The 22,810-nt window shown below is 71.0% G+C and carries 22 protein-coding genes and 1 pseudogene; 12 read left to right on the top strand and 11 right to left on the bottom strand.

Annotated features, from left to right (window positions below):
• Positions 1–261: 261 nt before the first annotated feature.
• Both BQ9890_RS04915 and BQ9890_RS04910 read right to left on the bottom strand, forming a co-directional pair.
• Positions 262–1,863: an MFS transporter gene (locus BQ9890_RS04915; RefSeq protein WP_075889810.1), complete on the bottom strand. Its 1,602-nt coding sequence runs from the start codon at positions 1,861–1,863 to the stop codon at positions 262–264.
• A gap of 304 nt (positions 1,864–2,167) precedes the next feature.
• Positions 2,168–2,749, bottom strand: a complete 582-nt coding sequence (locus tag BQ9890_RS04910; RefSeq protein WP_143226241.1) for a GNAT family N-acetyltransferase — start codon at positions 2,747–2,749, stop codon at positions 2,168–2,170.
• 284 nt (positions 2,750–3,033) lie between these two features.
• Here BQ9890_RS04910 and BQ9890_RS04905 point away from each other — a divergent pair, with 284 nt between their 5' ends.
• A complete protein-coding gene (locus BQ9890_RS04905; RefSeq protein WP_075889808.1) occupies positions 3,034–4,176 on the top strand; it encodes a TIGR04053 family radical SAM/SPASM domain-containing protein in 1,143 nt (380 codons plus the stop codon).
• Positions 4,177–4,362: 186 nt separating this feature from the next.
• A complete protein-coding gene (locus BQ9890_RS04900) occupies positions 4,363–5,901 on the top strand; it encodes an aldehyde dehydrogenase family protein (RefSeq protein ID WP_230297821.1) in 1,539 nt (512 codons plus the stop codon).
• A gap of 47 nt (positions 5,902–5,948) precedes the next feature.
• Here the strand turns inward: BQ9890_RS04900 and BQ9890_RS04895 are convergent, their stop codons facing one another.
• The 6 genes and pseudogenes from BQ9890_RS04895 to BQ9890_RS14720 form a co-directional block, all read right to left on the bottom strand.
• Positions 5,949–6,767, bottom strand: coding sequence for an HAD family hydrolase (locus BQ9890_RS04895; protein ID WP_075892741.1), 819 nt, complete (start codon positions 6,765–6,767; stop codon positions 5,949–5,951).
• Between the two features lie 185 nt (positions 6,768–6,952).
• Positions 6,953–7,204, bottom strand: coding sequence for a CsbD family protein (locus tag BQ9890_RS04890; RefSeq protein WP_075889806.1), 252 nt, complete (start codon positions 7,202–7,204; stop codon positions 6,953–6,955).
• Between the two features lie 116 nt (positions 7,205–7,320).
• Positions 7,321–7,521: a hypothetical protein gene (locus tag BQ9890_RS04885; RefSeq protein WP_075889804.1), complete on the bottom strand. Its 201-nt coding sequence runs from the start codon at positions 7,519–7,521 to the stop codon at positions 7,321–7,323.
• A gap of 150 nt (positions 7,522–7,671) precedes the next feature.
• Positions 7,672–9,393, bottom strand: coding sequence for an HAD-IC family P-type ATPase (locus BQ9890_RS16700; protein WP_326844924.1), 1,722 nt, complete (start codon positions 9,391–9,393; stop codon positions 7,672–7,674).
• Positions 9,276–9,974 (bottom strand): hypothetical protein, encoded by a 699-nt coding sequence (locus BQ9890_RS15820; RefSeq protein WP_230297995.1) that lies wholly within the window; start codon positions 9,972–9,974, stop codon positions 9,276–9,278. Before BQ9890_RS15820 ends, BQ9890_RS16700 begins: the two co-directional genes overlap by 118 nt.
• 170 nt (positions 9,975–10,144) lie before the next feature.
• Positions 10,145–11,221: pseudogene (locus BQ9890_RS14720) on the bottom strand (HAD-IC family P-type ATPase); the annotation flags it as partial.
• On the opposite strand from BQ9890_RS14720, the gene BQ9890_RS16155 reads away from it, so the two are divergent.
• From BQ9890_RS16155 to BQ9890_RS04835, 7 genes are all read left to right on the top strand, one after another.
• Positions 11,157–11,375, top strand: a complete 219-nt coding sequence (locus BQ9890_RS16155; protein WP_230298045.1) for a hypothetical protein — start codon at positions 11,157–11,159, stop codon at positions 11,373–11,375. The pseudogene BQ9890_RS14720 and the gene BQ9890_RS16155 overlap by 65 nt on opposite strands.
• A gap of 37 nt (positions 11,376–11,412) precedes the next feature.
• Complete coding sequence (locus BQ9890_RS04860) at positions 11,413–11,868, top strand: IS5 family transposase (protein ID WP_075890260.1); 456 nt, start codon at positions 11,413–11,415, stop codon at positions 11,866–11,868.
• A 23-nt stretch (positions 11,869–11,891) separates the two neighbouring features.
• Positions 11,892–12,464, top strand: a complete 573-nt coding sequence (locus BQ9890_RS04855; protein ID WP_075889796.1) for a dihydrofolate reductase family protein — start codon at positions 11,892–11,894, stop codon at positions 12,462–12,464.
• Between the two features lie 34 nt (positions 12,465–12,498).
• A complete protein-coding gene (locus BQ9890_RS04850; protein ID WP_075889794.1) occupies positions 12,499–13,362 on the top strand; it encodes a MerR family transcriptional regulator in 864 nt (287 codons plus the stop codon).
• 9 nt (positions 13,363–13,371) lie between these two features.
• A complete protein-coding gene (gene ligD / locus BQ9890_RS04845; protein ID WP_075889792.1) occupies positions 13,372–14,295 on the top strand; it encodes a non-homologous end-joining DNA ligase in 924 nt (307 codons plus the stop codon).
• 69 nt (positions 14,296–14,364) lie between these two features.
• Entirely contained in the window at positions 14,365–15,297 is a 933-nt protein-coding gene (locus BQ9890_RS04840) for a DsbA family protein (RefSeq protein WP_143226238.1), read from the top strand.
• Positions 15,294–16,256 carry a cytochrome c biogenesis CcdA family protein gene (locus BQ9890_RS04835; RefSeq protein WP_075889790.1) on the top strand — a complete coding sequence of 321 codons (963 nt, stop codon included), beginning with the start codon at positions 15,294–15,296 and terminating at the stop codon, positions 16,254–16,256. Before BQ9890_RS04840 ends, BQ9890_RS04835 begins: the two co-directional genes overlap by 4 nt.
• On the opposite strand, the gene BQ9890_RS04830 is transcribed toward BQ9890_RS04835, so the two are convergent.
• Positions 16,186–17,493: an MFS transporter gene (locus tag BQ9890_RS04830; protein WP_075889788.1), complete on the bottom strand. Its 1,308-nt coding sequence runs from the start codon at positions 17,491–17,493 to the stop codon at positions 16,186–16,188. The genes BQ9890_RS04835 and BQ9890_RS04830 overlap by 71 nt on opposite strands.
• Before the next feature lie 90 nt (positions 17,494–17,583).
• Positions 17,584–18,411: an aldo/keto reductase gene (locus tag BQ9890_RS04825; protein WP_075889786.1), complete on the bottom strand. Its 828-nt coding sequence runs from the start codon at positions 18,409–18,411 to the stop codon at positions 17,584–17,586.
• 211 nt (positions 18,412–18,622) lie between these two features.
• On the opposite strand from BQ9890_RS04825, the gene BQ9890_RS04820 reads away from it, so the two are divergent.
• From BQ9890_RS04820 to BQ9890_RS04810, 3 genes are all read left to right on the top strand, one after another.
• On the top strand, positions 18,623–19,558 hold the full coding sequence (locus tag BQ9890_RS04820) for an AEC family transporter (RefSeq protein WP_075889784.1): 936 nt from the start codon (positions 18,623–18,625) through the stop codon (positions 19,556–19,558).
• Positions 19,452–20,186, top strand: coding sequence for an ABC transporter ATP-binding protein (locus tag BQ9890_RS04815; RefSeq protein ID WP_456047828.1), 735 nt, complete (start codon positions 19,452–19,454; stop codon positions 20,184–20,186). Before BQ9890_RS04820 ends, BQ9890_RS04815 begins: the two co-directional genes overlap by 107 nt.
• A complete protein-coding gene (locus BQ9890_RS04810; RefSeq protein ID WP_075889782.1) occupies positions 20,156–21,913 on the top strand; it encodes an ABC transporter permease in 1,758 nt (585 codons plus the stop codon). The genes BQ9890_RS04815 and BQ9890_RS04810 overlap by 31 nt, the downstream gene beginning before the upstream one ends.
• Before the next feature lie 124 nt (positions 21,914–22,037).
• Here BQ9890_RS04810 and deoD read toward each other — a convergent pair whose 3' ends face one another.
• Positions 22,038–22,745, bottom strand: coding sequence for a purine-nucleoside phosphorylase (gene deoD, locus BQ9890_RS04805; RefSeq protein WP_075889778.1), 708 nt, complete (start codon positions 22,743–22,745; stop codon positions 22,038–22,040).
• Between the last annotated feature and the right edge of the window lie 65 nt (positions 22,746–22,810).

Raw genomic sequence — 22,810 nt, 5'->3', positions numbered from 1 at the left:
GCCCTCGTGGCTGCCGGAGGATGGAGCACTCTCGTGGGTGGATGTGTGCTGGAGGGGCGCCGAGACGTGGTCACGGGGGCGGCGGGGATGGGTGAGGGGCGATGAGATGTGCACTCGTGCCCACTGAGGGTCGGAACGGCGCTCAAGAGGCCTCGACCTCACACCTCGTCGCCCTCCGGATGGATTGTGGGCGCGCGTGAGGGCGGCCGAAGGTGAGAGGTGGCCGGAGGTCAGGGCTGGCTGGAGGTGAGGGCAGGCCAGTCAGTGTGACCCGGTCGTCCGACCAGCTCCCGTAGGGGCGGACGTGACAGCATTGCTGCCGGGCACGACCGCCGCATTGCTGCCGAGCGCCAGGACCGCGTCAGGCACTCGCAGGGCCTCGAAGGGCAACTCCGACAGGTCCAGGAATGGGCTGTCGTCCTGGTTCGCCACCAGCTCCTCGGCCTCCTGGGCAGAAGCCACCGAGGGCATGGAACCGGGCAGCGGACGGCAGGACGACTCCCGCATGAACCACACGGCGACGGCCCCCAGTACCGACATGCCCATCATGTAGAAGGCGGGGGAGAGCTGATTGCCGGTGGCCTGGAGGATCGACTCGATGATCAGGGGGGACGTGCCCCCGAACAGGGCGACCGCGACATTGTAGGAGATCCCCATGGCCCCGTACCGGGCGCGGGTGGGGAACAGCGCCGGAAATGCGGAGGTGAGGTTGGAGACGTAGAAGGTGACCGGGACGGCGATGAGTGACAGTCCCGTCAGCGTGGACCACACGGCCCCGTGTGCCAGCAGGAGGAAGGCCGGCACCGACAGCGCAATGGCACTGACCGAGCCGAGCCAGAGCACGGGGCGGCGACCGATGCGGTCCGAGAGCCGTCCCGCCAGGGGGATGCACAGGGACATCACCACGAGCACCGGGATGGTGAGCAGCGTGCCGTGCACGGCGTCGTAGCCGAGGGTGTCGGTGAGGTAGGTCGGCATGTAGCTGGTGAGGGCGTACGCCAGGGTGTTGGCCGCGGCGACCAGGGTCATGGCGATGAGGATGGGGCGCCACAGGGTGCGCACCATCGACGCGGTCCCCGGGGCCCCGGTGACCTGGCTGCCGTCGCCGTGCCCGGCGGCCTCCTGGGCGTCCAGGTGCGCCTGGAAGGCGGGTGTCTCCTCGATGCGGAGCCGGAAGTGGATGGCGACGATGCCCAGTGGTCCGGCGATGAGGAAGGGAATCCGCCACCCTCCGTCGAGGATGGCCTGCTGGCCGATGAGCAGGTGGGGTGCCGAGACCACGGCGGCACCCAGGGCGAAGCCCATGTAGGAGCCCGTGTCGAGGACGGAGGCGAAGAATCCGCGACGCCTGTCCGGCGCGTGCTCGCTGACGAAGGTCGTGGCACCCGCGTACTCGCCTCCGGTGGAGAAGCCCTGCAGGAGCTTGAGGACGACGAGGATGACGGGGGCGAGGGCGCCCACGGCCGCATGGGTCGGCAACAGTCCGATGGCGAAGGTGGAGGCGGCCATGAGGATCAGGGTGGCGGCGAGGACCTTCTGGCGTCCGATCCGGTCACCCAGGCGCCCCAGGACGATGCCGCCCAGGGGGCGGGCCACATAGGTGGAGGCGAAGACCCCCAGGGAGAAGAGGACCTGCACGGAGGACTCTGCCGTGGGCAGGAACACCTGCCCCATGGTGAGGGCGAGGTAGCCGTAGACACCGACGTCGTACCACTCCATGGTGTTGCCGACGATGGTGCCCGTCACGGCACGCCGCATCAGTGACTGGTCGACGACGGTCACGTCGGAGACCTGCAGGCGTGGGGTGCGTCCGGGTCCGGGTCCGGGTCCGGGTGCGGTGGACGGCTGGACAGACGAGCTCATCGGCTCCTCCTGGGGGTGTGCATCTGACGGCGCAGGGCTGTCGGACGGCGCAGGGCTGTCTGACGGCGCAGGGCAGTCGGACGGCGCAGGGCCGTCGGAGCGCAGGTCCCACGGGACGGACGATCGGCCGCGTCCCCGAAGGTGTCAGGTCCCGGTCCACCGCGGGGTGGTGGCCCGGTCCGTCAGCGCGCTGCACCGGGCACGGTGCCCGGGGTGTCGGGGTGGCACCGGGTGGGTGCTGAGCTCTCGACCTCGTCGGACGTTACCGAGTCCTCGTCCGGCGTGCAAGGAGCCACCTCCCGGCTCAGCGCTCGGGGGTGGCGCGCGTGTCCAGGACCAACTGCAGGAAGTCCAGGTCCAGCCAGCGCCCGAACTTCGCGCCGACCTCCGCGAGATGTCCCACGCGCCGGAAGCCGAGTGTCTCGTGGAGGTGGATGGAGGCCGCGTTGCCCGACTCGATGCCGGCCACCATCACATGGACCCCGCGCACGCGGGCCGCTGCGATGAGTGCGAGCAGCAGGGCCCGCCCCAATCCGTTCCCGCGTCGGTCGGAGCGCACGTAGACGGAGTGCTCGACCGTGTGACGGTACCCCTCCCAGGCGCGCCAGGGTCCGAATGCCGCGTAGCCGAGCACGGTGTCCGTGGTCCCTGCGCCGTGGGTGCCGTCGGTGGTGTCGGTGGGGTCCGCGCTCCCGACGGCGACGAGGACGGGATTGCCGAGTTCCCGGTGGGCCTGCATCCAGGCCAGCCGGTCGGCGACGTCGACAGGCGTTTCGTCCCAGACGGCGGTCGAGTGCTCGACGGCGTCATTGTGGATGTCGGTGATCGCCGGCGCATCGGCGTCACGGGCCTCACGGATGTGCACCGGGTCCCCGTTCACGTCCATTGCACTCCCCTCACAACTCTGTCCCGCCTCCACGCGTGTCCCGTCTGCATGCCCATGGCTGCATGCGGGAGCGTGCCCGCTTCCGGGAGCGTGCCCCTGGGCGCCACGACAACGCTACCGGTCGTGGCATGTCGTGACGAAATCTTGTCACCTGTCACCAAAGTCCCAGGTGTGGGGCGAGGAGCAGGCCTACCGTGACAACGGTCGAGGACGTGTCCGCCCTCGTCGACGCCGGGTCGCCACCGACGCCTGCCCGCCCGCCGCCGAACCCAGGAGGTCTGTCCATGCACGGTCCCACCACCCCCGACATCCCCGCCGCCATCGGATCCGTGCGTCCCCACGACTTCGCGTGGGACCGAGCACCGATGATGCTGTACTGGGAGCTCACCCTGGCCTGCGGACTCGTGTGCCGCCACTGCCGGGCGAAGGCCATGAAGCGCGCGCTCCCGGGGGAGCTCTCCACCGAGCAGGCCGTGTCCTTCCTCGATGACATCACCGGGTTCGGCAACCCGATGCCCCATGTCGTCCTCACCGGCGGGGACCCCCTGCAGCGCGAGGACCTCTACGACATCATGTCCGCCGCCGGGGACCGCGGGATCGGGGTGTCGGTCTCCCCTTCGGTCACACCCCTGCTCACCCGCGAGAGCATGCGCGCCATGCACGAGGCCGGATCACACGCGATCTCACTGAGCCTGGACGGGTCCACCGCGGCCCTGCACGACGGGATCCGTCGGGTCGCCGGCACCTTCGACCAGACTATGGCCGCCTTCGACTGGGCGCAGGAGGTGGGCATGCCCGTCCAGGTGAACACCCTGGTCACCGCCGACACCGCCGCCGACCTTCCTGCGGTCTACCGCCTGCTCACCACCAAGAAGGTGGCGCGCTGGACCCTGTTCTTCCTCATCCAGACCGGACGCGGCGTCATGCTGCGCGAGGTCACCCCCGACCAGTCCGAGCAGATCATGGTGTGGCTCCACGGACTGCGGGACACCGCACCCTTCCAGTTGAGCACCACCGAGGCGATCCACTACCGCCGCGTCCTCGCCCAGGACATGGAGTCCCACGGCATGAGTGCCGCCGAGATCGGGCACTCCCGAGCCGCTCGCGCCTTCGGGGTCCGCGACGGCAACGGCATCGTCTTCGTCTCCCACATCGGTGACGTGACACCCTCGGGGTTCATGCCCCTCACCGTCGGCAACATCAAGGAGCAGTCGATCGTCGACCTCTACCGCGACCACCCACTCATGCGTGAGTTGCGCGACCCTGCGGGGTTCCACGGAAAGTGCGGGGCGTGCGAGTACAACCGGTGGTGCGGGGGCGCACGCTCCCGGGCGTGGGCGGCCACCGGCGACCCGCTGGCGGAGGACCCGATGTGCACCTACGTCCCCGCAGGATGGTCGACGAGGGCGGACGCGCCGGTCGGCTGAGCAGGTCGGACAGGGGGGCCCGTCGGCTGAGCAGGACGAACCGAGGCCCATCCGTCGAAATCCTCCCGGCACGGACCTCTCCGGCGTCGTACGATTCCAGCACCGCACCGGCACGCGGGGAACCGACGCCCGTCGCGCCGGAGCGCACTGCACAGGAGTGCAGGGCGCCACCGATCGGAGGACGTGATGAGCACACCACCCGCACACACAGGACCCGCCACCGGCCCCCTCGCATCCCTGGCACCCGGCATGCGCATCCCCTACGGCGGGGACAGGTACGCCCTGGTCGGCGAGGACCTGGCGGAGGCCTTCCACGAGGGCGACGCCCTCTACGTCGTCCAGGAGACCGGGGCGCTGCTCCACGTCCCCGCCGACGTCCGCCACGCCGTGCACGACCAGGTCGACGCCGCCGTCACCGCCTTCCGGGACATGGCCAGCGTCCCACCCACGGACGTCGCCCGGTTCTTCACCGACTTCGCCACCCGCCTGGAAGGGGAGTGGGAACGCATCCACGAGGCGAACGAGGTCGACATCGAGCGTGCCCGGACCCTGGGTCGCTCCACCACACGCCTGGCACTGGCTCGCGCAGCGCTGGACGACATGGCCAGGGGACTGCGCGGATGGGCCGACCGCCTGCACGGGGCGGGCGGAGACACACATCCCGAGGTCGCCCACCTGGAGCACGACGGGTGGAGCGTGCGCACCGTGAGCGCACCCCTGGGCGTCATCGCCTTCGTCTTCGAGGGACGTCCCAATGTCCTGGCGGATGCCGCCGGCGTCCTGGCCAGTGGCAACACTGCGGTCCTGCGCATCGGGGGCGACGCCCTGGGCACGGCCACCGCCATCCGGGACCTCGCTCTCGCCCCGGCACTGTCGGACGCCGGCCTGCCCGGCGGCGCCATCTCCATCATCCCCGTGCGTGACCGCTCGGCCGGCTGGGCCCTCTTCAGCGACCCCCGCCTGGCACTTGCCGTGACGCGCGGGTCCGGACGCGCCGTCACCGAGCTCTCCGCCGTGGCCCGCCAGGCCGGCATCCCGGTCTCCGCCCACGGCACGGGCGGCGCGTGGCTGGTGGCCGACTCCTCCGCGGACGCGCACCGCTTCTCGTCGGCGGTGCGGCACTCCCTGGACCGCAAGGTCTGCAACACGCTCAATGTCGCAGTCGTCGTGGCTGACCGGGCCGCCGAACTGGTGCCAGAACTCCTTCGCGCAGCCGATGCCGCCGCGGCCTCCCGCTCGGGCACGGCACGTGTCCACGTGGAGGCGGACAGCCGCGGGTGGGTGGGGGCGGGCGAGTTCACCCGCACCATTCCCGTGGCGCGTGCCGACGGGGTCCACGAGGAACCACGCGCCACCCCCATCCCCGTCGGGGAACTGGGCACGGAGTGGGAGTGGGAGGACACCCCCGAGTTCTCGGTGGTCGTCGTGGAGGACCTGGACCGGGCGATCGACCTGGTCAACACCCACAGTCCCCACTTCGTGGCCTCGCTCATCTCGGAGGACACCGCCGCCCAGGAACGATTCCGCGCCCTGGTGGACGCGCCCTTCGTGGGGGACGGTTTCACGCGCTGGGTCGACGGGCAGTACGCCCTGGACCAACCCGAACTCGGACTCTCCAACTGGGAGCGTGGGCGCCTGCTGGCACGCGGGGCGGTGCTGACCGGCGCGGACCTGACGACGCGTCGCCTGTTCGCCCACCACGAGGACCCCGACCAGCACCGCTGAGTGCGGGCGGGAGCGGGCCCCGGAGCGGGGGAGCGAGCAGGGGCAGCTCAGATGAGGCCCAGCTCCTGGAAGGCCTGGGCGAGTCCGTCCTCGTCCACGGGTGCCGTCACCATGTCCGCGATCGCCTTCACGCCCTCGCGCGCATTGCCCATGGCCACCGCGGTGCCCGCTGCCTCCAGCATCTCCAGGTCGTTCTCCGAGTCCCCGACGGCGACGGTGTCGGAAGCCGCCATGCCCAGCACCCGCGTGGCCAGGAGCAGACCGACGCCCTTGTCGACGCCGAGGGGCAGCAGCTCACCTGTCAGCCCGCCGGGTCCCATGGACCCCGGGATGACGTGGTAGCGGCCCCGGAAGGAATCGATCACGCCGCCCACCGTCACCGAATGGTCCGCGGGCAGGGTGAAGGTGCACTTCGAGGAGGTCAGCGGCAGTCCCTGGCGCACCCAGGGAGCGACCTGTCGGGCGTACGCACTCCAGGACCCCTGGGATCCCGAGGCGGTGAGGACGCGCAGGAAGCCGGGGGAGGGGTTGAGCGAGTCGGGTGACTGCCAGACCCAGTCGGCCCCCAGGGCGTCCAGCTCGGAGGTCACCTCCTCGATGGAGTCGCGGCCCATGCGCACGTCACTGTGCACCTCGTCACCCACCCGCACGTATCCGCCGCCGCCTGCCACGATGCCGCTCATCCCGGTCCTGAGCAGCCACGGGTAGACCTCGGGCACGGTGCGGCCCGTGCAGAGCATGAGGGTGTGGCCTGCCTCCACGGCTGCCAGGCAGGCGGCGCGGGCCGAGTCGGGCATGAGCTGACGGGAATCGATGAGGGTGCCGTCGACGTCCAGGAAGACCAGTCTGTGGGCCCGTGTGGTCATGTTCGTCACGCTGAGAGTCTCCCATGGGTGTGCGGATCGTGGTGGATGGGTCCGCTCCACCGGGGTTTCCTTCGCGGGGGTCGTGCAGTGGGCCGGTGCCCCCGCAACGGGGACGGGGACCCGGGACCGTCAGGCCCCGGGTCCCCCTCCCGTCCTCCCAAGTGCTTCGGGGAGGCCCTGCGTGCTCAGTCGACGTCGCGGTGCAGCGCCTTCTTGGCCCGGTCGACCAGCGCCTCGGCACCGGCCTTCACGTCACCCGCGGCGTCGCGGACCTTGTCGCCCGCGTCGTCCAGGGTCTCCTTGACCTTGCCCTCGGCGTTCTGGATCTTGCCCTCGGCCTCCAGGTCCTTGTCGCCGGTCACCTTGCCGGCGGTCTCCTTGAGCTTCCCACCGGCCTGGTCGGCCTTGTTGTCGAGCTTGTCATCGAAGTCGGACATGTGTGCCTCCTGGGTGGTCTGTCTCTGACGTTCCCACCCTCGCACGCCCGGGAGGGAGCGGCAACAGGAGGGCAACTGTGCGGGCAGTGCCGGTCGGTGGCGGCACCGCGCCGTGATCACTCCTCGACAGGGTTGCCCGGGTTGCCGGGGATCTCCTCGTCGGCGGGCGCTTTGGCAGGCTGGCCGCCCACCGTGGAGACCTCGTCGCCGAGATCCGGCCGGACCTTGGGCTGGACGCCCTCGGTGGCGACCGCGTCATCGAGATCCGGGTGGGTGGTGGGCTGGTTGCCGGGGGTGGGGACTTCCTTGTCGCTCATCGCGCTCCTCCTGTGGACGGTGTCCGGCATCGCGGACGGTGGGCCGGCGTGTGTGCCGGTGCAGCTTCACTCTACGATGACCCCGGTCACAGGACCCGATGAGGGGGCGGGAAGTCCGTGCAGGCCACGGACGCGGATGCGGGAAAACGCTCAGGCAGTCAGGCCGAGACCCCGCAGCGCGTGTGCCAGTCCTTCCTCGTCTATGTCGTCGGTGACCACGTCGGCGACCTCCTTGACGGCCGGGGAGGCGTTCCCCATGGCCACTCCGGTGCCGGCCGCCCCCAGGGCCTCGATGTCGTTGACCGAGTCCCCGATGGCGACGGTCCTGTCCAGTGGGATGCCCAGGTGCTCGGCGAGGCCGACCAGTGCGCTCCCCTTGTCGACGCCGGAGAGGAGGATCTCGCAGGTGGTGCCGGTGGCCGCCTCGACGGAGCCGGAGATCGTCCGCAGACGTCCCCCCGTCGCGCGGGGGACGAAGTCGGGGTCGAACGTGCTGCCCGCAGGAAGCATGAAGATCCCCTTGGAGGCGGAGTCCGGCAGACCCCGGCGCACGGCCTTGCCGACCTGGTGCAGGTAGGGGGTCCAGTCGTCGTCCGGGTCCGCCTCCTCCGCGCCCGAGGCCCCCGCGAATGCCTCCATGAACGAGTCACTGGGGTGGAACCGGTCAGGTGTCTGCCAGGCCCAGGGCAGGTCCTGTCCGTCCAGCCAGGTGCTGACGACCTCCACGTCCCCGCGTGTGATCCGGTGGTCGGAGACGACGTGCCCACCCATCCGGGTGAAGGCGCCGGCCCCTCCGATGATCCCCTCGAACCCGATGTCCCAGACCCAGGGGTAGACCTCGGGCAGGGAACGGCCCGTGCACAGGACGAAGATGTTGCCGGCGTCAATGCCGGCCCGGACCGCCCGACGGCTGGACTCGGGCACCTCCTGGCGGGAGTTGATGAGGGTTCCGTCGATGTCGACACACACGAGGTTGGGGGGCACGCAGACGATGATGCCCAGGATCCCGAGCGCCAGCAGGCACGCCACCCAGAAGCGCCTGTTGGTCAGCTGGTGGCGGCTGAGGATGCCGTGGACGCTGCGCCGCTGGACGATGTTGACCAACTGGTACATGAGGATCGTGGCGTAGGTGACGGTGGTCGCGGCAGCCACCTGGGTCGCGTCGCCCCGGCCGACGGCCATACCCTGGAGGGGGAAGGCCACCAGGAACGCGCCGATGGCCAGGGCACCCATGACGGTTCCCGTCGCCAGCACGTCCCCCAGGGCCCGTCGGTCCAGGATGCGGGAACGGGGGTCACGGGGCGGGCGGTGCATGTTCTCCCCCTCGGCGCGATCCGCCCCCAGGGCGGAGATCGGGATGATCTCACCCAGGACGTCGATGGCGAGGATCTGGAGGACGTTGAGTGCCAGGGGCAGCCCCAGCAGGGCGGTGAGGACCAGGCTCACCATGTTCACCACGAACTCCGCGATGTTCGACGTCAGGCAGGAGAGGACCCCACGGGAGATGTTGGTGTGGATGGTGCGGCCCTGGCTGACGGCCTCGACCAGGGTGGCGAAGGAGTCGTCCAGGAGCACCACCTCCGCGGCATCCTTGGCGACGTCGGTCCCGGTGCGCCCCATGGCCACCCCGATGTCGGCGTGGCGTAGGGCGGGAGCATCGTTGATGCCGTCCCCGGTCACCGCGACCACCTCACCGGAGGCGCGCACCAGGGAGACGATGCGCATCTTGTCCTCGGGCGCCACCCGGGAGAAGATCACCCCTCCGGCCAGTGCCGCGGAGAGCACCTCCGCATCGGGCATGGCCCCCAGCTGGTCACCGGTGATGACGCGTGGGTCCGTGCCCGGCGCGCACAGGCCGGCCTGCCGGGCGATGGCCTCGGCCGTGGGTGCGGAGTCACCGGTGACGATGTTGACGCGGATGCCGGCCCCCGCGTGCGCGCCATGGCTGCCGGGACCTCCTCGCGCAGGGGGTCGCGCATGGAGACCAGGCCGAGCAGGATCAGGTCCTGCTTGATCGCGGCGCTGCCCACCCGCTCGTCGGCGGCCGTGGCGGGATCCACCTCGCGCACGGCCAGGGCGAGGTTGCGCAGCGCACGGGAGGCGAGTTCGCGGTCACGCGCCAGGAAGTCGCGGCGGTCCTCCTCGGTGAGGGGACGCACGTGGTCGCCGTCGAGGACGCGGGTGGCCACGGCCAGGACGGTCTCGGGGGAACCCTTCGTGCAGGCGAGGCAGTGCCCGCCACCGTCGCTCCCGTGCCCGGGCACCGGGGCGGATCCGTCACCCGGTGGTGGGCCGGGCAGGGGGTCGGGGGAACGCCGGATCGACGTCATCCGCTTGCGGGTGGAGTCGAAGGGGAGTTCGCGCACCAGCGGCTCGCGGGCATCCGCGTCCCCGGCATCCACACCTCCCTTCGCCGCAAGGGGGAAGAGAGCCCCTTCGGTCGGGTCCCCGATGACGTACCAGTCCCGGTGGGCGCTGTCGGGGGGCAGCAGGCGGGCGGTGGAGGCGAGGATGCCCGCGCGCAGGAAGACCGTGGTCCAGGCATCGGGGACGAGGGCGGCGCCGGTGGCGTGGTCGAGGATGCGCCCTCCGGGCGAGTACCCCGTGCCGGTGACGTCCAGTGATCGCCCCCGACCATGACCTGGACCACGGTCATCTCGTTGCGGGTGAGGGTGCCCGTCTTGTCCGTGCAGATGACGCGCGTGGCTCCCAGGGTCTCCACCGCGGAGAGCTTCTTGACGAGTGCGTGCTTGCGGGCCAGTGCGGCCGACGCCTGGGCCAGGGAGGTGGAGACCTCGGCCGGCAGGCCCTGGGGGACCAGTGCGCAGGCCAGCCCGACGGCGAAGAGGACAGCCTGGCGCAGCGGCATCTGTGCCTGCACCGCCCACACGAGGAGTGCCAGGGACAGGACCACCACGGCGACCCCGACGATGCGGGCGATCCGCGCCATCTCGCGCTGCACGGGGCTTGGGGTGGAGGGGGCGGTCTCGGAGAGGTGGGCGATGTGACCCAACTGGGTGCGCATGCCGGTGGCGGTGACGACGCCCGTCGCCTCCCCGGCACCGATGACCGTGCCGGCGAAGACCATGTCGTGCCGGTCCTGCAGGGGACCGGGGTGTTCGAGGGCAGTGGTCGACTTCCGCGTCGGGTCCGACTCGCCCGTGAGTGCGAACTCGTCGGCCTCCAGGGACTGGGTCGAGACGAGTCGCAGGTCCGCGGGCACGGAGTCCCCGCCGCTGAGGCGCACGAGGTCCCCGGGCACGAGGGAGGAGGAGTCCACGACCGCGGGTCCCCCGTTGCGGACCACCTGGGTCGTGGGGTGGACCAGGGTCCTGAGGGCCTCCATGGTCCGCTCCGCCCGGTATTCCTGGACGAAGCCGATGGTCGTGTTGACCAGGACCAGGAACACGAGCACCCCGGCCGTGGAGAGGTCACCGAGCCATCCCACCACGCCCGCGCAGACCAGCAGCAGGAGGACCAGCCAGTCCCTGAACTGGGCGCGCCACGTGACCAGGGGACGGGAGTGCCCGCGCGACGTGATCGTGTTCGGACCCGCCACCGCCAGGCGCCGGGCGGCCTCGTTGGCGCCCAGACCNCGGGACCTACCTCGGGAGCAGTACGGGCCGTGGCAGACGGTGTGGAAGAGGCATCGCTCGTATGCACGCCGAGGCGTGTGGGACCATGTGCTCTCCCACGTCATCTCCCAGGCGGACACGCGAGGTGAGGTGGACTGGGCGGTCAGCATCGATGCGACGATCAATCGCGCTCACCAGCACGCCACCAACACCAAACGCCCCGAGCAGGACACAGGGGGCGCGATCGAACTACAAGAAATCTCCCACCGGGGAGGATGAACCCGCAGGTCACGGCGTTGGTCGGTCCCGAGGCGGGTTGACCACGAAGATCCACCAGGTCGTGGACGGACACGGCCTCCCACTCGCCATGGTGGTCACTGGCGGGCAACGCAACGATGGCGTGATGCTCAAGGACACCCTGGAAGACATCTATGTTCCTCGGCCTACCGGCAGGCCTCGCACCACACCCGAGGTGGTCTTGGCGGATCGCGGGTACACCTCAGGTGTGAACCGCCGCTACCTGCGTGCCCGCCACATCAAGATGGTGATCCCCCAGAAGAAGAACGAGATCGCCGCCCGCCAGAAGAAGGGCTCCCAGGGCGGCAGACCACCTGGCCTCGATGTGGAGGCCTACAAGGGCCGCAACGTGGTCGAGCGGTCCTTCAACAGCGTCAAGCAATGGCGGGGACTGGCCACCAGATACGACAAGCTCGCCACCACCTACCGCTCAGCCACAGTCCTCCACGCCATCCTCCAATGGCTCAAGACATAGGAGACATGGCCTAGGGTCCAGACATGGGACGCATCATCTTCGACACCGCCTGCACCCTCAACGGCTGGATCGCCGATGAGGAGAACTCCTTGGAGTGGCTCTTCGCCGTCGAGGGCGGCACGGAGCCGGACCCCGGTCTGCTGCCCCAGCGGGCGAGCGTCCTCGTGGAGGGCTCCACCACCTATGAGTGGATGCTCGACCAGGAGGACATGCTCGCCCACCCGGAGCGGTGGCACCAGACCTTCGGGCCCCGGGCGACCTTCGTCTTCGCGACCCGCGACCTCCCCGTCCCCGAGGGGGCGGATGTGCGCCTGGTCAGCGGCGAGGTCGCCGCGCTCCTTCCCCTCCTCCGGGAGGCCGCCGGGGACGGGGACATCTGGGTGGTCGGGGGAGGGGACCTGGCGGGACAGTTCCTGGACGCCGGGGCACTGGACACCATCGCCCTGTCGATCGCCCCGGCCGCCCTCCCGGGCGGGGCACCGCTGTTGCCGCGCAGGATCGGACCCGATCGGTTGCGCCTGCTCTCCGCCCGCGCAGTCGGACAGTTCGCCCGTGTGGTCTACGAAGTCCGTGGACACCCGGTCCCACACCCTTGACATTGACGCGACGTCAACCGTTAGCGTCGCAGGCATGGAACGCTCCATCCAGGAGGTCGCCCGGCTCACGGGAACGACCAGCCGCACACTGCGTCACTACGACGCCATCGGGCTTCTCACACCCACCCGCACGGGCGCCAACGGCATGCGCCACTACGACGCCGCATCCCTGGTGCGCCTCCAACGCATCCTCCTGCTGCGCGACCTGGGGCTGGGACTGGGGGAGATCCGCGAGGTCCTGGAGCGCCGCACCGACGAGGTGCAGGCGTTGGGCGCCCATCTCGAACTGCTCCACTCCGAGCAGGCGAGGCTCGCCCGGCAGGTCGCCGCGGTGGAGCACACCATCGATGCGTTGGAAGGACGTGAGGTGATCATGGCGGAGACGATGTTCGACGGGTTCGACCACGGGCAGTACGAGGATGAGGTGCGCACCCGCTGGGGCGATGCCTCCTGGGAGGACTCGAACACCTGGTGGGAGGGGATGGGCCCGGCGGAGCGACAGGCATGGAAGCAAGACGTCGACGAACTCAACGGGGCCTGGCAGGAGGCGGCGCAGGACCCGGCCGTCTCACCGGGGTCCCCGCGGGCACAGGCACTGGCGGCACGACACATCCGGTGGCTCGCCTCCGTGCCCGGTACCCCGGCGGCGGCCGGTTCGGCCGCGGGGTCCCCCACGGCGGCGGGTGGTGGACCCGGGGACCGTGCGTCCCGGGACGCAGCGCCCCATGACGCAGCGCCCCGTGACCCAGCCCTGCGCGCCTACGTCCTCGGGCTCGCGGAGATGTACGTCGCCGACGCGCGCTTCGCGGAGAATTACGGCGGACCAGAAGGGGCGGAGTTCGTGCGGGCTGCCCTGCGCACACATCTGGGCGAGCCGTCGGAGGCGGCCCGGAGCTAGGCTGGTGTGATGACGGACACGCACGGGGGCGCGGGTCGGAGGGCTGTCAGCCTGCACTCACCTGACAAGGTGATGTTCCCGGAGGTCGGCTTCACCAAGGCCGACCTCTGGGCCTACCTGGATGCGGTCTCCCCGGCCCTGCTGCCCCAGCTCGCCGACCGCCCCGTCACCCGTGTCCGCTTCCCCGGTGGTGTCACCGGTGAGCGCTTCTTCGAGAAGAACACCCCCCGCAACGCGCCCCGGTGGCTGCGACGCCTGACGCTCTCGGCCAGCCCCGGCACCCGTACCACCCGGGGACGCGCCCCCAAACAGGTGACCTACCCCCTCATCGACAGCACCGACGGGTTGAAGTGGATGGCCGACCAGGCCGCCCTGGAGTTCCACACCCCCCAGTGGCGGGTGGGACCCCGGGGTGGGGTGCACCGCCCCGACCGGCTCGTCATCGACCTCGACCCGGGTGAGGGCGTGGGCCTGGAGGCCTGCGCCCGTGTCGCCCATCTCGTGCGCGATCGCCTTGCGGAGGACGGGCTCGCAGCATGGCCCGTGACCAGCGGCGGAAAGGGACTGCACCTGTACGCCGCGGTGCCCGGGGACTCACCCGCCCTCGTACGGGGGCGGACCTCGCGAGCGGTCCACGCCTTCGTCGGAGACCTCGCCCATGAGCTCGCCGACCAGCACCCCGACCTGGTGGTCGCCCGCGCCGGTGCTGGGCACCGGGTCGGGCGGGTGCTGGTGGACTGGAGCCAGAACCACGCCGCGCGTTCCACCGCGACCCCCTACACGCTGAGGGCCCGCGGATCCCGCCCCACCGTCGCCGCCCCTCGTCACTGGGAGGAGATCGGCCCCGACCTGCGCCAGCTGGGACCGGAGGACGTCGTGGCCCGCCTCCACCGCGACGGGGACCTCATGGCGCGCCACGGCCTGGTGCCCTGAGGCCCCGCGCGGAGCGTCTCGCCCACGGGACTGCCACCGGTGGAGGTCCCTCCCGGTAGGGTCGGGGCCATGAACACCCCGTCAACCACGCCCCCGCCCGCAGATCCCGAGCACGAGCAGCCATTCGGTGCTGCCACATCCGCACCCGGCACCACCTCCGAGGTCCCACCCACCCCGGTGGCCGCTCCCGGGCCCGGGATCCAGCGCCTGGAGGAGCTACTGCGCTCCTCCAGGATCCTCAACCTCGTCCTCGTGGTGATCAGCGTGGTGCTGGGGGTCGCCCTGTACCTCAGCGCGACAGGCGCGACCTCTGGGGAGCGGGGCAACGACGCAGCGGCACCCGACGCCCAGTCCGCCGAGGCCGGGGCACCATCGGGTGGGGAGTCGGCACCGAATGCCGACGCTTCCTCCGCAGCGCCGGACGCAAGTGACGCGGACAGCGGGGACGCCACCTACGTGCGTCGCCAACAGGGTGATCCCATGGCGATCGGCAGCATCGATGCGCCGGTCGTGCTGAGCGAATGGACGGACCTGCGCTGTCCCTTCTGCGCCCTCTTCGCCAACCAGACCCTGCCGACCCTCATCCAGGAATATGTCGACACGGGCCAGGTGCGCATCGAGTTCCATGACGTCGAGTTCTTCGGGGACCAGTCCCGCCAGGCCGCCGTGGCCGCGCGCGCGGCGGGGGAGCAGGGCCTCTACGTCGAGTACCTCGAGACCCTCTACGCCGCCGCCCCGGAGAGTGGCCACCCCGACCTCCCCCGCGAGACACTTCTCGCCTTCGCCCGCGAGACGGGGGTCCCGGACCTGGACGCGTTCACCGCGGCTCTCGACGACGCCACACTCGGTGACCAGGTGGATGCCAGCACCTCGGCCGCGCAGGCCCTGGGCATCAACTCCGTCCCCTTCTTCGTCATCGACGGGAAGGCCCTGGCCGGCGCACAGAGCATCGACGCCTTCCGGGAGTTCATCGACCAGGAGCTCCCCGGGGCCGGTCAGTGAACGCGCCGGGGCTCACGGCCGCCCTCGTCGGCGGGGTCCTCACCCTGCTCAGCCCGTGCTCCGTGATGCTCCTGCCCGCCTTCTTCTCCTACGCCTTCACCACTCCCACCCGGCTGCTCGGGCGCACGGGCATCTTCTACCTGGGCCTCCTGGTGACACTGGTCCCCATGGGGCTGGCCGCAGGCGCCACCGGCGCGCTCCTGGTCGCCCACCGCGACACCCTCGTGGCCGTCGCCGCGACCGTGCTCATCGTGCTGGGGATGGTCCAGGTCCTGGGGATCCCACTGCCTGTCCCGCATCTGCGTCGCTCCCGTGCCCGCGTGGGCGTGAGGTCCGGGGGGACGGGGTCAGTGGGCGGGACACCCGGGGGTGGAGTGCCCGGCGGCAGCGCGCATGACGCCGGCACCCACGAGGGCGGTGCCGACAGTGCGCGGATCTTCCTCATGGGAGCGGCCTTCGGGGCGGCGGGCACCTGTTCCGGGCCGGTGCTCGGATCCGTGCTGACGATCGCCGCTCTGGGTGGCAGTGCGCTCCACGGTGGCCTCGCGCTGGCCGTGTACGGCGCCGGAATGGCGCTGCCCCTGGTGGTGCTGTCCTGGCTGTGGTCACGATCGGACCGGGTCCGGGCGTGGGTGCGACCCCGGCCGGTCACCGTCCTGGGTGCGCGCACCACCTGGACGCAGGTCGTGGGTGGCCTGCTGTCCCTGGGCGTGGGCATGTTCCTGCTGGTCAGCAGGGGAGTGACGAGCAGTGGCGTGCTCTCGACGACCCAGCAGTTCGCCGTGGAGTCCTGGGTGGTGGACCACCTGGGCGCCGTGCCCGACCGGGTGTTCGCACTCGCGGTCGTGGCACTGGTGGGCGGGGTCGCCCTCGTCGGCCTCCCGCGACTCAGGCGACGGCGAGGGGAAGCTGTTCCGCGGAGCGAACCGGCACCCGATGCATCCGCGCCACGGGGGTGAACCCCATGGCCAGGCCCGCGCACACCGTTCCCGACACGAAGCAGACCATGGCCGGGACCACACCCAGACGGGCGGCCACGAATCCGGACAGCAACGCGCCCAGCGGCATCACGCCCCACACCGCGAAACGGAACGTCGCATTGAGGCGCCCCAGCAGCGCGGGCGGGCAGATCTGCTGGCGCAGACTCATCTGGGTCACGTTGTAGACGGTGAGGAAGAAGGAACTCACCAGGTTGGTCGCCACCAGCACCCAGGCCGCATGAGCGGGGACGAGGACCGCGGCGGGCAGACCCAGGTTGGCCGTCACCCCCAGGACATTGCACACCACGATCGTGTGGCCCACACCCAGGCGGGCGATGATGCGGTGGCGCAGCATGGCGCCCAGCACCCCGCCGACGGCACCGACGGAGAGCAGCGTCCCCAGGGTGGTCGCCGACATCCCCAGCTCGCGCAGGGCCAGGACGGGGAGCAACACCTGTACCCCCTGACCGGTCAGCGCCGCAGCCGAGATGCACAGGAAGAGCGGGCCGAGGAGACGTTCGGAGCGGACGTAGTCGAGGCCTTGACGCACCTGGTGCCACAGCTTGGGGTCCGCGGGGGGTTCGGGACGTGCCTCCCGACCCGGGATGCGCCAGATGGCGACTGCGGAGAAGGCGTAGGTGGCAGCGGTGAGGAGGTAGGCGGCGGGGGCCGCCACGACACCGAGGAGCCAGCCACCGAGGCCGGGGCCCGCCACGCGTGCCACCTGGAAGCTCGCCTCGAGGCGCCCGTTGGCCTCCCCGATCTGGGAGGGCCCGACGAGGGCGGGCACGAAGGACTGGTAGGACACGTCGAAGAAGACGGTGGCCAGTCCCATGACGGCGGCCACGACCATGAGGTGCCCGATCGTCAGGGCGCCCCACCACCAGGCCAGGGGGATGCTCACCAGGGCGACGACTCGCACGAGGTCGGCGGCGATCATCGTGCGCCGCTTGCGCCACCTGTCCACCCACGCCCCGGCGGGCAGGCCGATGAGCAGGAAAGCCAGGGTCTGGAGTGCCCCGAGCACGCCGATCTGCTGGTTGGTGGCGTGCAGCAGGGTGATGGCGACGGCGCTGGTGGCGAGGCCTGCGACCTGGAAACCGAACTGGCTGGCCGTCTCGCCCCGTCCACAGGCGGTTGAAGCCGATGTGACCGGAGAGCCCTCCCACTGTCGGGTCGTCGGGTGGGGGGAGCGGGGGCACGGCTGCGCCGTCAGTGGATGGGGGCACCCGAACAGCCTAGGGGGTCGGGCGGGTGTCCCCGGCCCGGGTGTGCGGGGTCTGTGAGGGGACAGACACCACCCGGTTCACTCGTTGAACGTGGCCGGGTCCGATCCGATGCGGATGCCGGCCTCCAGGGCGTCGAGGGCCTCGAGGTCGGCGTCGTCCAGCACCACGTCCGCGGCGGCGAGGTTCTCCACGATGCGGGAGGGGGTCACCGACTTGGGGATGACGACGCGCCCGCGGGCCAGGTGCCAGGCGAGGACCACCTGGGCGGGGGTGACCCCGAGCCGTGTCGCGATGAGGTCGATGGCGGGGATCTCCAGGTCGGCCCCGCGCCCCAGGGGGCTCCACGCCTCGGTGAGGATGCCGAGCGAGGCGTCGGCCTCCTGGATGTCCACCTGCTGGAGGGTGGGGTGGAGCTCGATCTGGTTGACCGCGGGCACCGTCCCTCCCAGGTCCGCGATGCGCCGGAGGTGCTCGGGCAGGAAGTTCGAGACGCCGATGGAGCGGGTGAGGCCCTCGGAGCGCAGCTCCTCGAAGGCCTCCCAGGTCGGCAGGTACAGGTCGCGCGCCGGGGTGGGCCAGTGGATGAGGTAGAGGTCCACGTGGTCCAGGCCGAGGCGCTCCAAGGAGGCCTCCAGGGCGGGACGGGCACTGTCGCGTCCCTGGTCCGCGTTCCACAGCTTGGTGGTGACGAAGACCTCGTCCCGGGGGAGCCCGGAGTCCGCGAGCGCCTGGCCGACCGCCTCCTCGTTGCCGTAGATGGTGGCGGTGTCGATGTGGCGGTAGCCCGCCTCCAGCGCCTCCCCGACGGCCTCCTTGGTCTCCGTGTCCGGCACCAGGAAGACCCCGAAGCCGATCTGGGGAATGGTGTGGCCGTCGTTCATCGTCAGTGTCCGGACCGTCGTCATGTGTGTGCCCCTGTCCTGTGGTTGCGCGTGTCCTGTCGGCACCCGGTGTCGCAGGTGCCACGGTCACCCCATGGTGCACCGGGAGGGGGTGCGGGCGCGAGGGGGAGGGGGCAGGTGCGGGCCGGGGCGACACGGCCACGGCGGGACCCGACGGGTGTGCGGATGCTGGGCGCGGGGGGCGGGAAGGCAGTCCGGGCCCTAGCGTGGGGGCGTGGGCACCATCATCCAGAGCATCTGCGCGATCGCACTCGTCATCGTGGCCGGGTGGGTGGCACGACGGACGGGTGCACTGCCGGAGGGCACCGAGCGTGTCCTCACCAACCTCGTCTACTGGTTGGCTGCCCCCGCCCTGCTCTTCTCGACGATCGCGGTCACCGACATCCGCTCCCTGCTCGGCGCGCCCCTGCAGGTGGCTGCCGTCTCGGGGGTGGGCTCCGCGCTCGTCTTCGCCGCCGTCGCGGCACTCACCCTGCGCCCACCCGCCCCGGAGTTGGTCCTGGGGTCGATGTCGGCCTCACTGAACAACGCCGCCTACATCGGTGTCCCCATCGCCCTGTACGTGCTGGGGGACGCGGTGCACGGTGTGCCGATCATGGTCTTCCAGCTGGGGTTCTTCACGCCCATGTTCTTCGTGCTGGCCGACCTGGTGGGCAACCACCGCCGCCCCACCCCCGGCATCGTCGTGCGCGGCGTGGTCACCAACCCGATGGTCATCGCCGCCTTCGCCGGCTTCGTGTGCGCCTGGTTCTCCGTGCCCCTGCCCGAGGTGCTCACGGTCTCCACCACGATGGTGGGGGAGGCCGCCCCACCCGTGGTCCTGCTGGCCTTCGGCGCCTCGCTGTTCGGTCAGCGTTTCCGGCTGCACTCCCGCGCGGGCGCCCTCATCGCGCTCGCCTCGGTGACGAAACTCGTCGTGCAGCCGGGCATCGCCCTGTTGGTCGGGCACCTGTTGGGCCTGCGGGGGGCGGGGCTCATGGCCGTGACCGTCATGGCGGCACTGCCCACCGCACAGAACGCCTTCATCGCCTCCACCCGGGCCCATGCCGGCGAGGAGGTCGCCCAGGGGGCGGTGCTCGTCACCACCTTCGCCTCCCTGCCCGTGGTCCTGGTCATCGCCTGGGTGTTCCACGCCTTCCTGGGAGTGTGAGCCCGGGCGGGCAGGGGACGGCGTCCTCCCCACTGGCGTGCTCCCCGACCCGTCCCGAGCGCGATCCCACGTGGACTCACCTGACGGAATGGGCGATCCTTGGGACATGACGCCTGATCCGACCGCACCGTCGGCACCGACCCCGCCCCCCGCCACCGCGCCCGGAGCACCGGGCCTGCTCGAACCGGGAGTCCCCCTGCGTGCCTGGGCGCGGGGCCTGGTCAAGGTCTACGGCTCCGGGCGTTTCACCGTCACCGCCCTGGACGGGGTCGACGTGGACTTCCAGGAGGGCCGATTCACGGCGATCATGGGTCCCTCGGGGTCGGGCAAGTCGACGCTGATGCACTGCATGGCGGGACTGGACACCATCACCGCGGGGCAGGTGGTGGTGGGTGGGCACGACCTCTCCCACATGAACCAGCGGGCACTGACGAGACTGCGCCGCGACGAGGTCGGCTTCATCTTCCAGTCCTTCAACCTGATCCCCACGCTCACCGCGCGCGAGAACATCCTCCTCCCCCTCGACATCGCCCACCGACGCGTGGACCGGGAGTGGTTCGACGAGGTCGTGGCGACCGTCGNCTGGTCTTCGCCTCCGTGTCCCTGTTCGTCGGGGCGTTCCTGGTGACCAACACGTTCTCCATGAGCATCCACGAGAGGATGCGGGAGTTCGCCATGCTGCGCGCCGTGGGAGCGAGTCCCACGCAGGTCATGGTCTCCGTGCTCGCCCAGGCCCTGGTGATCGGGATCCTGGGGTCCGCCCTGGGTGTGGGCCTGGGGGTCGGCATCGCCAGTGCGATCGCCGCCGTCCTGGAGCACTTCGGCATGGAGATCGGGTCCGGCATCGCCCTGACCTGGCAGACCGTGGTGATCTCCTTCGCCGTCGGCATCGCCGTGTCCCTCGTGTCGGCTGCCATCCCGGGACGCCGCGCCGCCACCGCGGCACCCGTGGAGGCCATGCGTCCCCAGCGACCCACCGAGAAGGGCCTGCTCCTGCGCGGCCTGCTGGGAGGGGTCCTGGTGGTCGCCGGTGGCGCAGGAGTGGTGTGGTCGGCCCTGCGTCGCACCGCCGACGGTTCCGCGGTCGACCACGCGGGCACGATCCTGGGTGTGGGTGCCGCAGTGCTGGTGCTCGGCGTGCTCGTGGTGGCACCCGTCCTCGCCCGCTGGGTCGTGCCCGTGCTGGGCTGGCCCTTCTCCCACTTCCTGCGCCCGCTCGGGCGCATCGCGGTGGGCAATGTCGTGCGCAACCCGCGCAGGACCGCCTCCACGGCGGGGGCCCTGATGATCGGCATGGTGCTGGTCGCGGCATCCGGCGTGCTCGCCGCCTCCACCCGGGCCTCGATCTCGGACCTGGTCGACTCCGACCTCAGGTCCGACCTGGTGGTCCAGACCGCCAGTGGAGCGGTGGCCCCCCAGGAGGCCGTCACGCAGATGGAGCAGCAGCCCGCCGTGGCCAGCTTCGACGAGTTCCGCGGGGGTGCCGGGAAGGTCGCGGGCCCCGGTGCGACGGGCCAGGGGAGTGACGTCGTGCTCGTCTCCGCACCCACGCAGTTCTACGAGCACTCCGTGGGAGTGACCCTGGACGAGGGCGACCTCGCCTCCTTCGACCGTGGGGAGGCCATGGTCCTGCGCTCGGTGGCCAAGGACCAGGGGTGGGAGCTCGGCGACGAGCTGACGATCAGGACCTCGACGGCGGAGCATCCGTTGGAGGTGCGCATCGGGTCGGTGGTGGACAGCCAGATCATGGTCGGAACGGGGGTGCTCCTCACCCCCGACGTCTTCGCGGAGGTGGTGCCCGAGTCCTCCTCGTACTTCATCTCCGCCCACTTCACCGCCAGGGACGGGGACGTCGCGGCCCTGCGCAGCCAGCTCACCGACGTGGCCAGGCAGTACTACGTGTTCTCGGTGATGGACAGCGAACAGATGGTGTCCGCCCTGTCCCAGCAGGTCGACTCCATGTTGGCGGTCATCTACGCCCTCCTGGGCCTCAGCGTCGTCATCGCCGTCCTCGGCATCGTCAACACCCTGGTGCTCTCCATCATCGAGCGCACCCGGGAGGTGGCACTGCTGCGCATCGTGGGGTTGGGCCGGATGCAGATGGCGGGGGTGATCACCATCGAGTCGGTGATGACGGCCCTCTTCGGCACGATCCTGGGCGTCGCGGTGGGGGTGGGCGTGGCGTCCGCCCTGCCCACGGTCTTCCGTGACCAGGGTCTGAGCACCCTGGTCGTCCCGTGGGGGACCCTCGCGGTGATGGTGCTCCTCACCGTGGTCGTGGGACTCGTCGCCGCGGTGGTCCCCTCCGTGCGTGCGGCACGCCTGCCGCTGCTGGAGGGCCTCGCCGCCGAATGACGCCCGGGGGTGGGGCGGGACCCGCAGGGAACGGGGCAGGCCCCGCCCGTCCCCACCCCACCCACCCGGTCGGACCGGATCAGGAGGGCGCTGATCCGTACGGCGCGGATCAGGACAGCGCGGATCAGGACAGCGCGGCCGCCACGGCGAGGCGCAGGGAGGTCTGGAACTTCGTCTCCCGCTCCTCGGCACTCATGTTCTGGGAGGCGTCGAAGAGGTGGTCGGAGACGGTGAGGACCGTGAGGGCCTGGCGGGAGAACTGGGCGGCCACCGCGTACATGGCGGCGGCCTCCATGTCCACACCGAGCACGCCGTAGTCGGCCAGGCGCTCCGTCTGGCCCTCGGGGGCGAAGTAGAAGTGGTCCTTGGAGATGATGGTGCCCACGTGCACCGGGTCCTCGGGGCCCGCGGCCTCCACGGCGGCGCGCGCCAGCTCGAAGCTGGCCACGGCCGAGAAGTTCACCCCGGGGATGCGCTGCTGGTTCATGTTGGAGTCGGTGTGGGCGCCCAGGGCCACCACCGTGTCACCGACGTGCACGTCCGGGGCGATGCCCCCGCAGGTGCCGACGCGGATGACGCGCTGGACGTCGAAGAACTTGAACAGCTCGGTGACGTAGATCGTCGCCGAGGGCTGGCCCATGCCCGATCCCATGACGGAGAGGGGACGACCGTCGACCTCACCGGTGAAACCGAGCATGCCGCGCACGTCGGTGACCAGTCGGGGTTCGTCGAAGAGCTGCTCCGCGATGCGCTGGGCACGACGCGGGTCACCGGGCATGAGGACGGCGGGGGCGAAGTCCCCGGGCTCGGCGTTGATGTGGGGGGTGGACATGTGGGCCTCCGGAACGGACCGTCTCGCGGTCGGGTGGATGGGGACGCGTCCTCGTCGGTGCGCCT

Origin of the sequence: Actinomyces provencensis (assembly GCF_900155435.1) — a bacterium.
GTDB lineage: Bacteria > Actinomycetota > Actinomycetes > Actinomycetales > Actinomycetaceae > Pauljensenia > Pauljensenia provencensis.
This window is presented reverse-complemented; position numbering and strand designations above follow the sequence as displayed.

Bases quoted from the DNA above. Each gene is read 5' to 3' on its own strand.
- BQ9890_RS04915 (WP_075889810.1), bottom strand. From the start codon at position 1,863: ATGAGCTCGTCTGTCCAGCCGTCCACCGCACCCGGACCCGGACCCGGA.
- BQ9890_RS04910 (WP_143226241.1), bottom strand. From the start codon at position 2,749: ATGGACGTGAACGGGGACCCGGTGCACATCCGTGAGGCCCGTGACGCC.
- BQ9890_RS04905 (WP_075889808.1), top strand. From the start codon at position 3,034: ATGCACGGTCCCACCACCCCCGACATCCCCGCCGCCATCGGATCCGTG.
- BQ9890_RS04900 (WP_230297821.1), top strand. From the start codon at position 4,363: ATGAGCACACCACCCGCACACACAGGACCCGCCACCGGCCCCCTCGCA.
- BQ9890_RS04895 (WP_075892741.1), bottom strand. From the start codon at position 6,767: ATGACCACACGGGCCCACAGACTGGTCTTCCTGGACGTCGACGGCACC.
- BQ9890_RS04890 (WP_075889806.1), bottom strand. From the start codon at position 7,204: ATGTCCGACTTCGATGACAAGCTCGACAACAAGGCCGACCAGGCCGGT.
- BQ9890_RS04885 (WP_075889804.1), bottom strand. From the start codon at position 7,521: ATGAGCGACAAGGAAGTCCCCACCCCCGGCAACCAGCCCACCACCCAC.
- BQ9890_RS04855 (WP_075889796.1), top strand. From the start codon at position 11,892: ATGGGACGCATCATCTTCGACACCGCCTGCACCCTCAACGGCTGGATC.
- BQ9890_RS04850 (WP_075889794.1), top strand. From the start codon at position 12,499: ATGGAACGCTCCATCCAGGAGGTCGCCCGGCTCACGGGAACGACCAGC.
- ligD (WP_075889792.1), top strand. From the start codon at position 13,372: ATGACGGACACGCACGGGGGCGCGGGTCGGAGGGCTGTCAGCCTGCAC.
- BQ9890_RS04840 (WP_143226238.1), top strand. From the start codon at position 14,365: ATGAACACCCCGTCAACCACGCCCCCGCCCGCAGATCCCGAGCACGAG.
- BQ9890_RS04825 (WP_075889786.1), bottom strand. From the start codon at position 18,411: ATGACGACGGTCCGGACACTGACGATGAACGACGGCCACACCATTCCC.
- deoD (WP_075889778.1), bottom strand. From the start codon at position 22,745: ATGTCCACCCCCCACATCAACGCCGAGCCCGGGGACTTCGCCCCCGCC.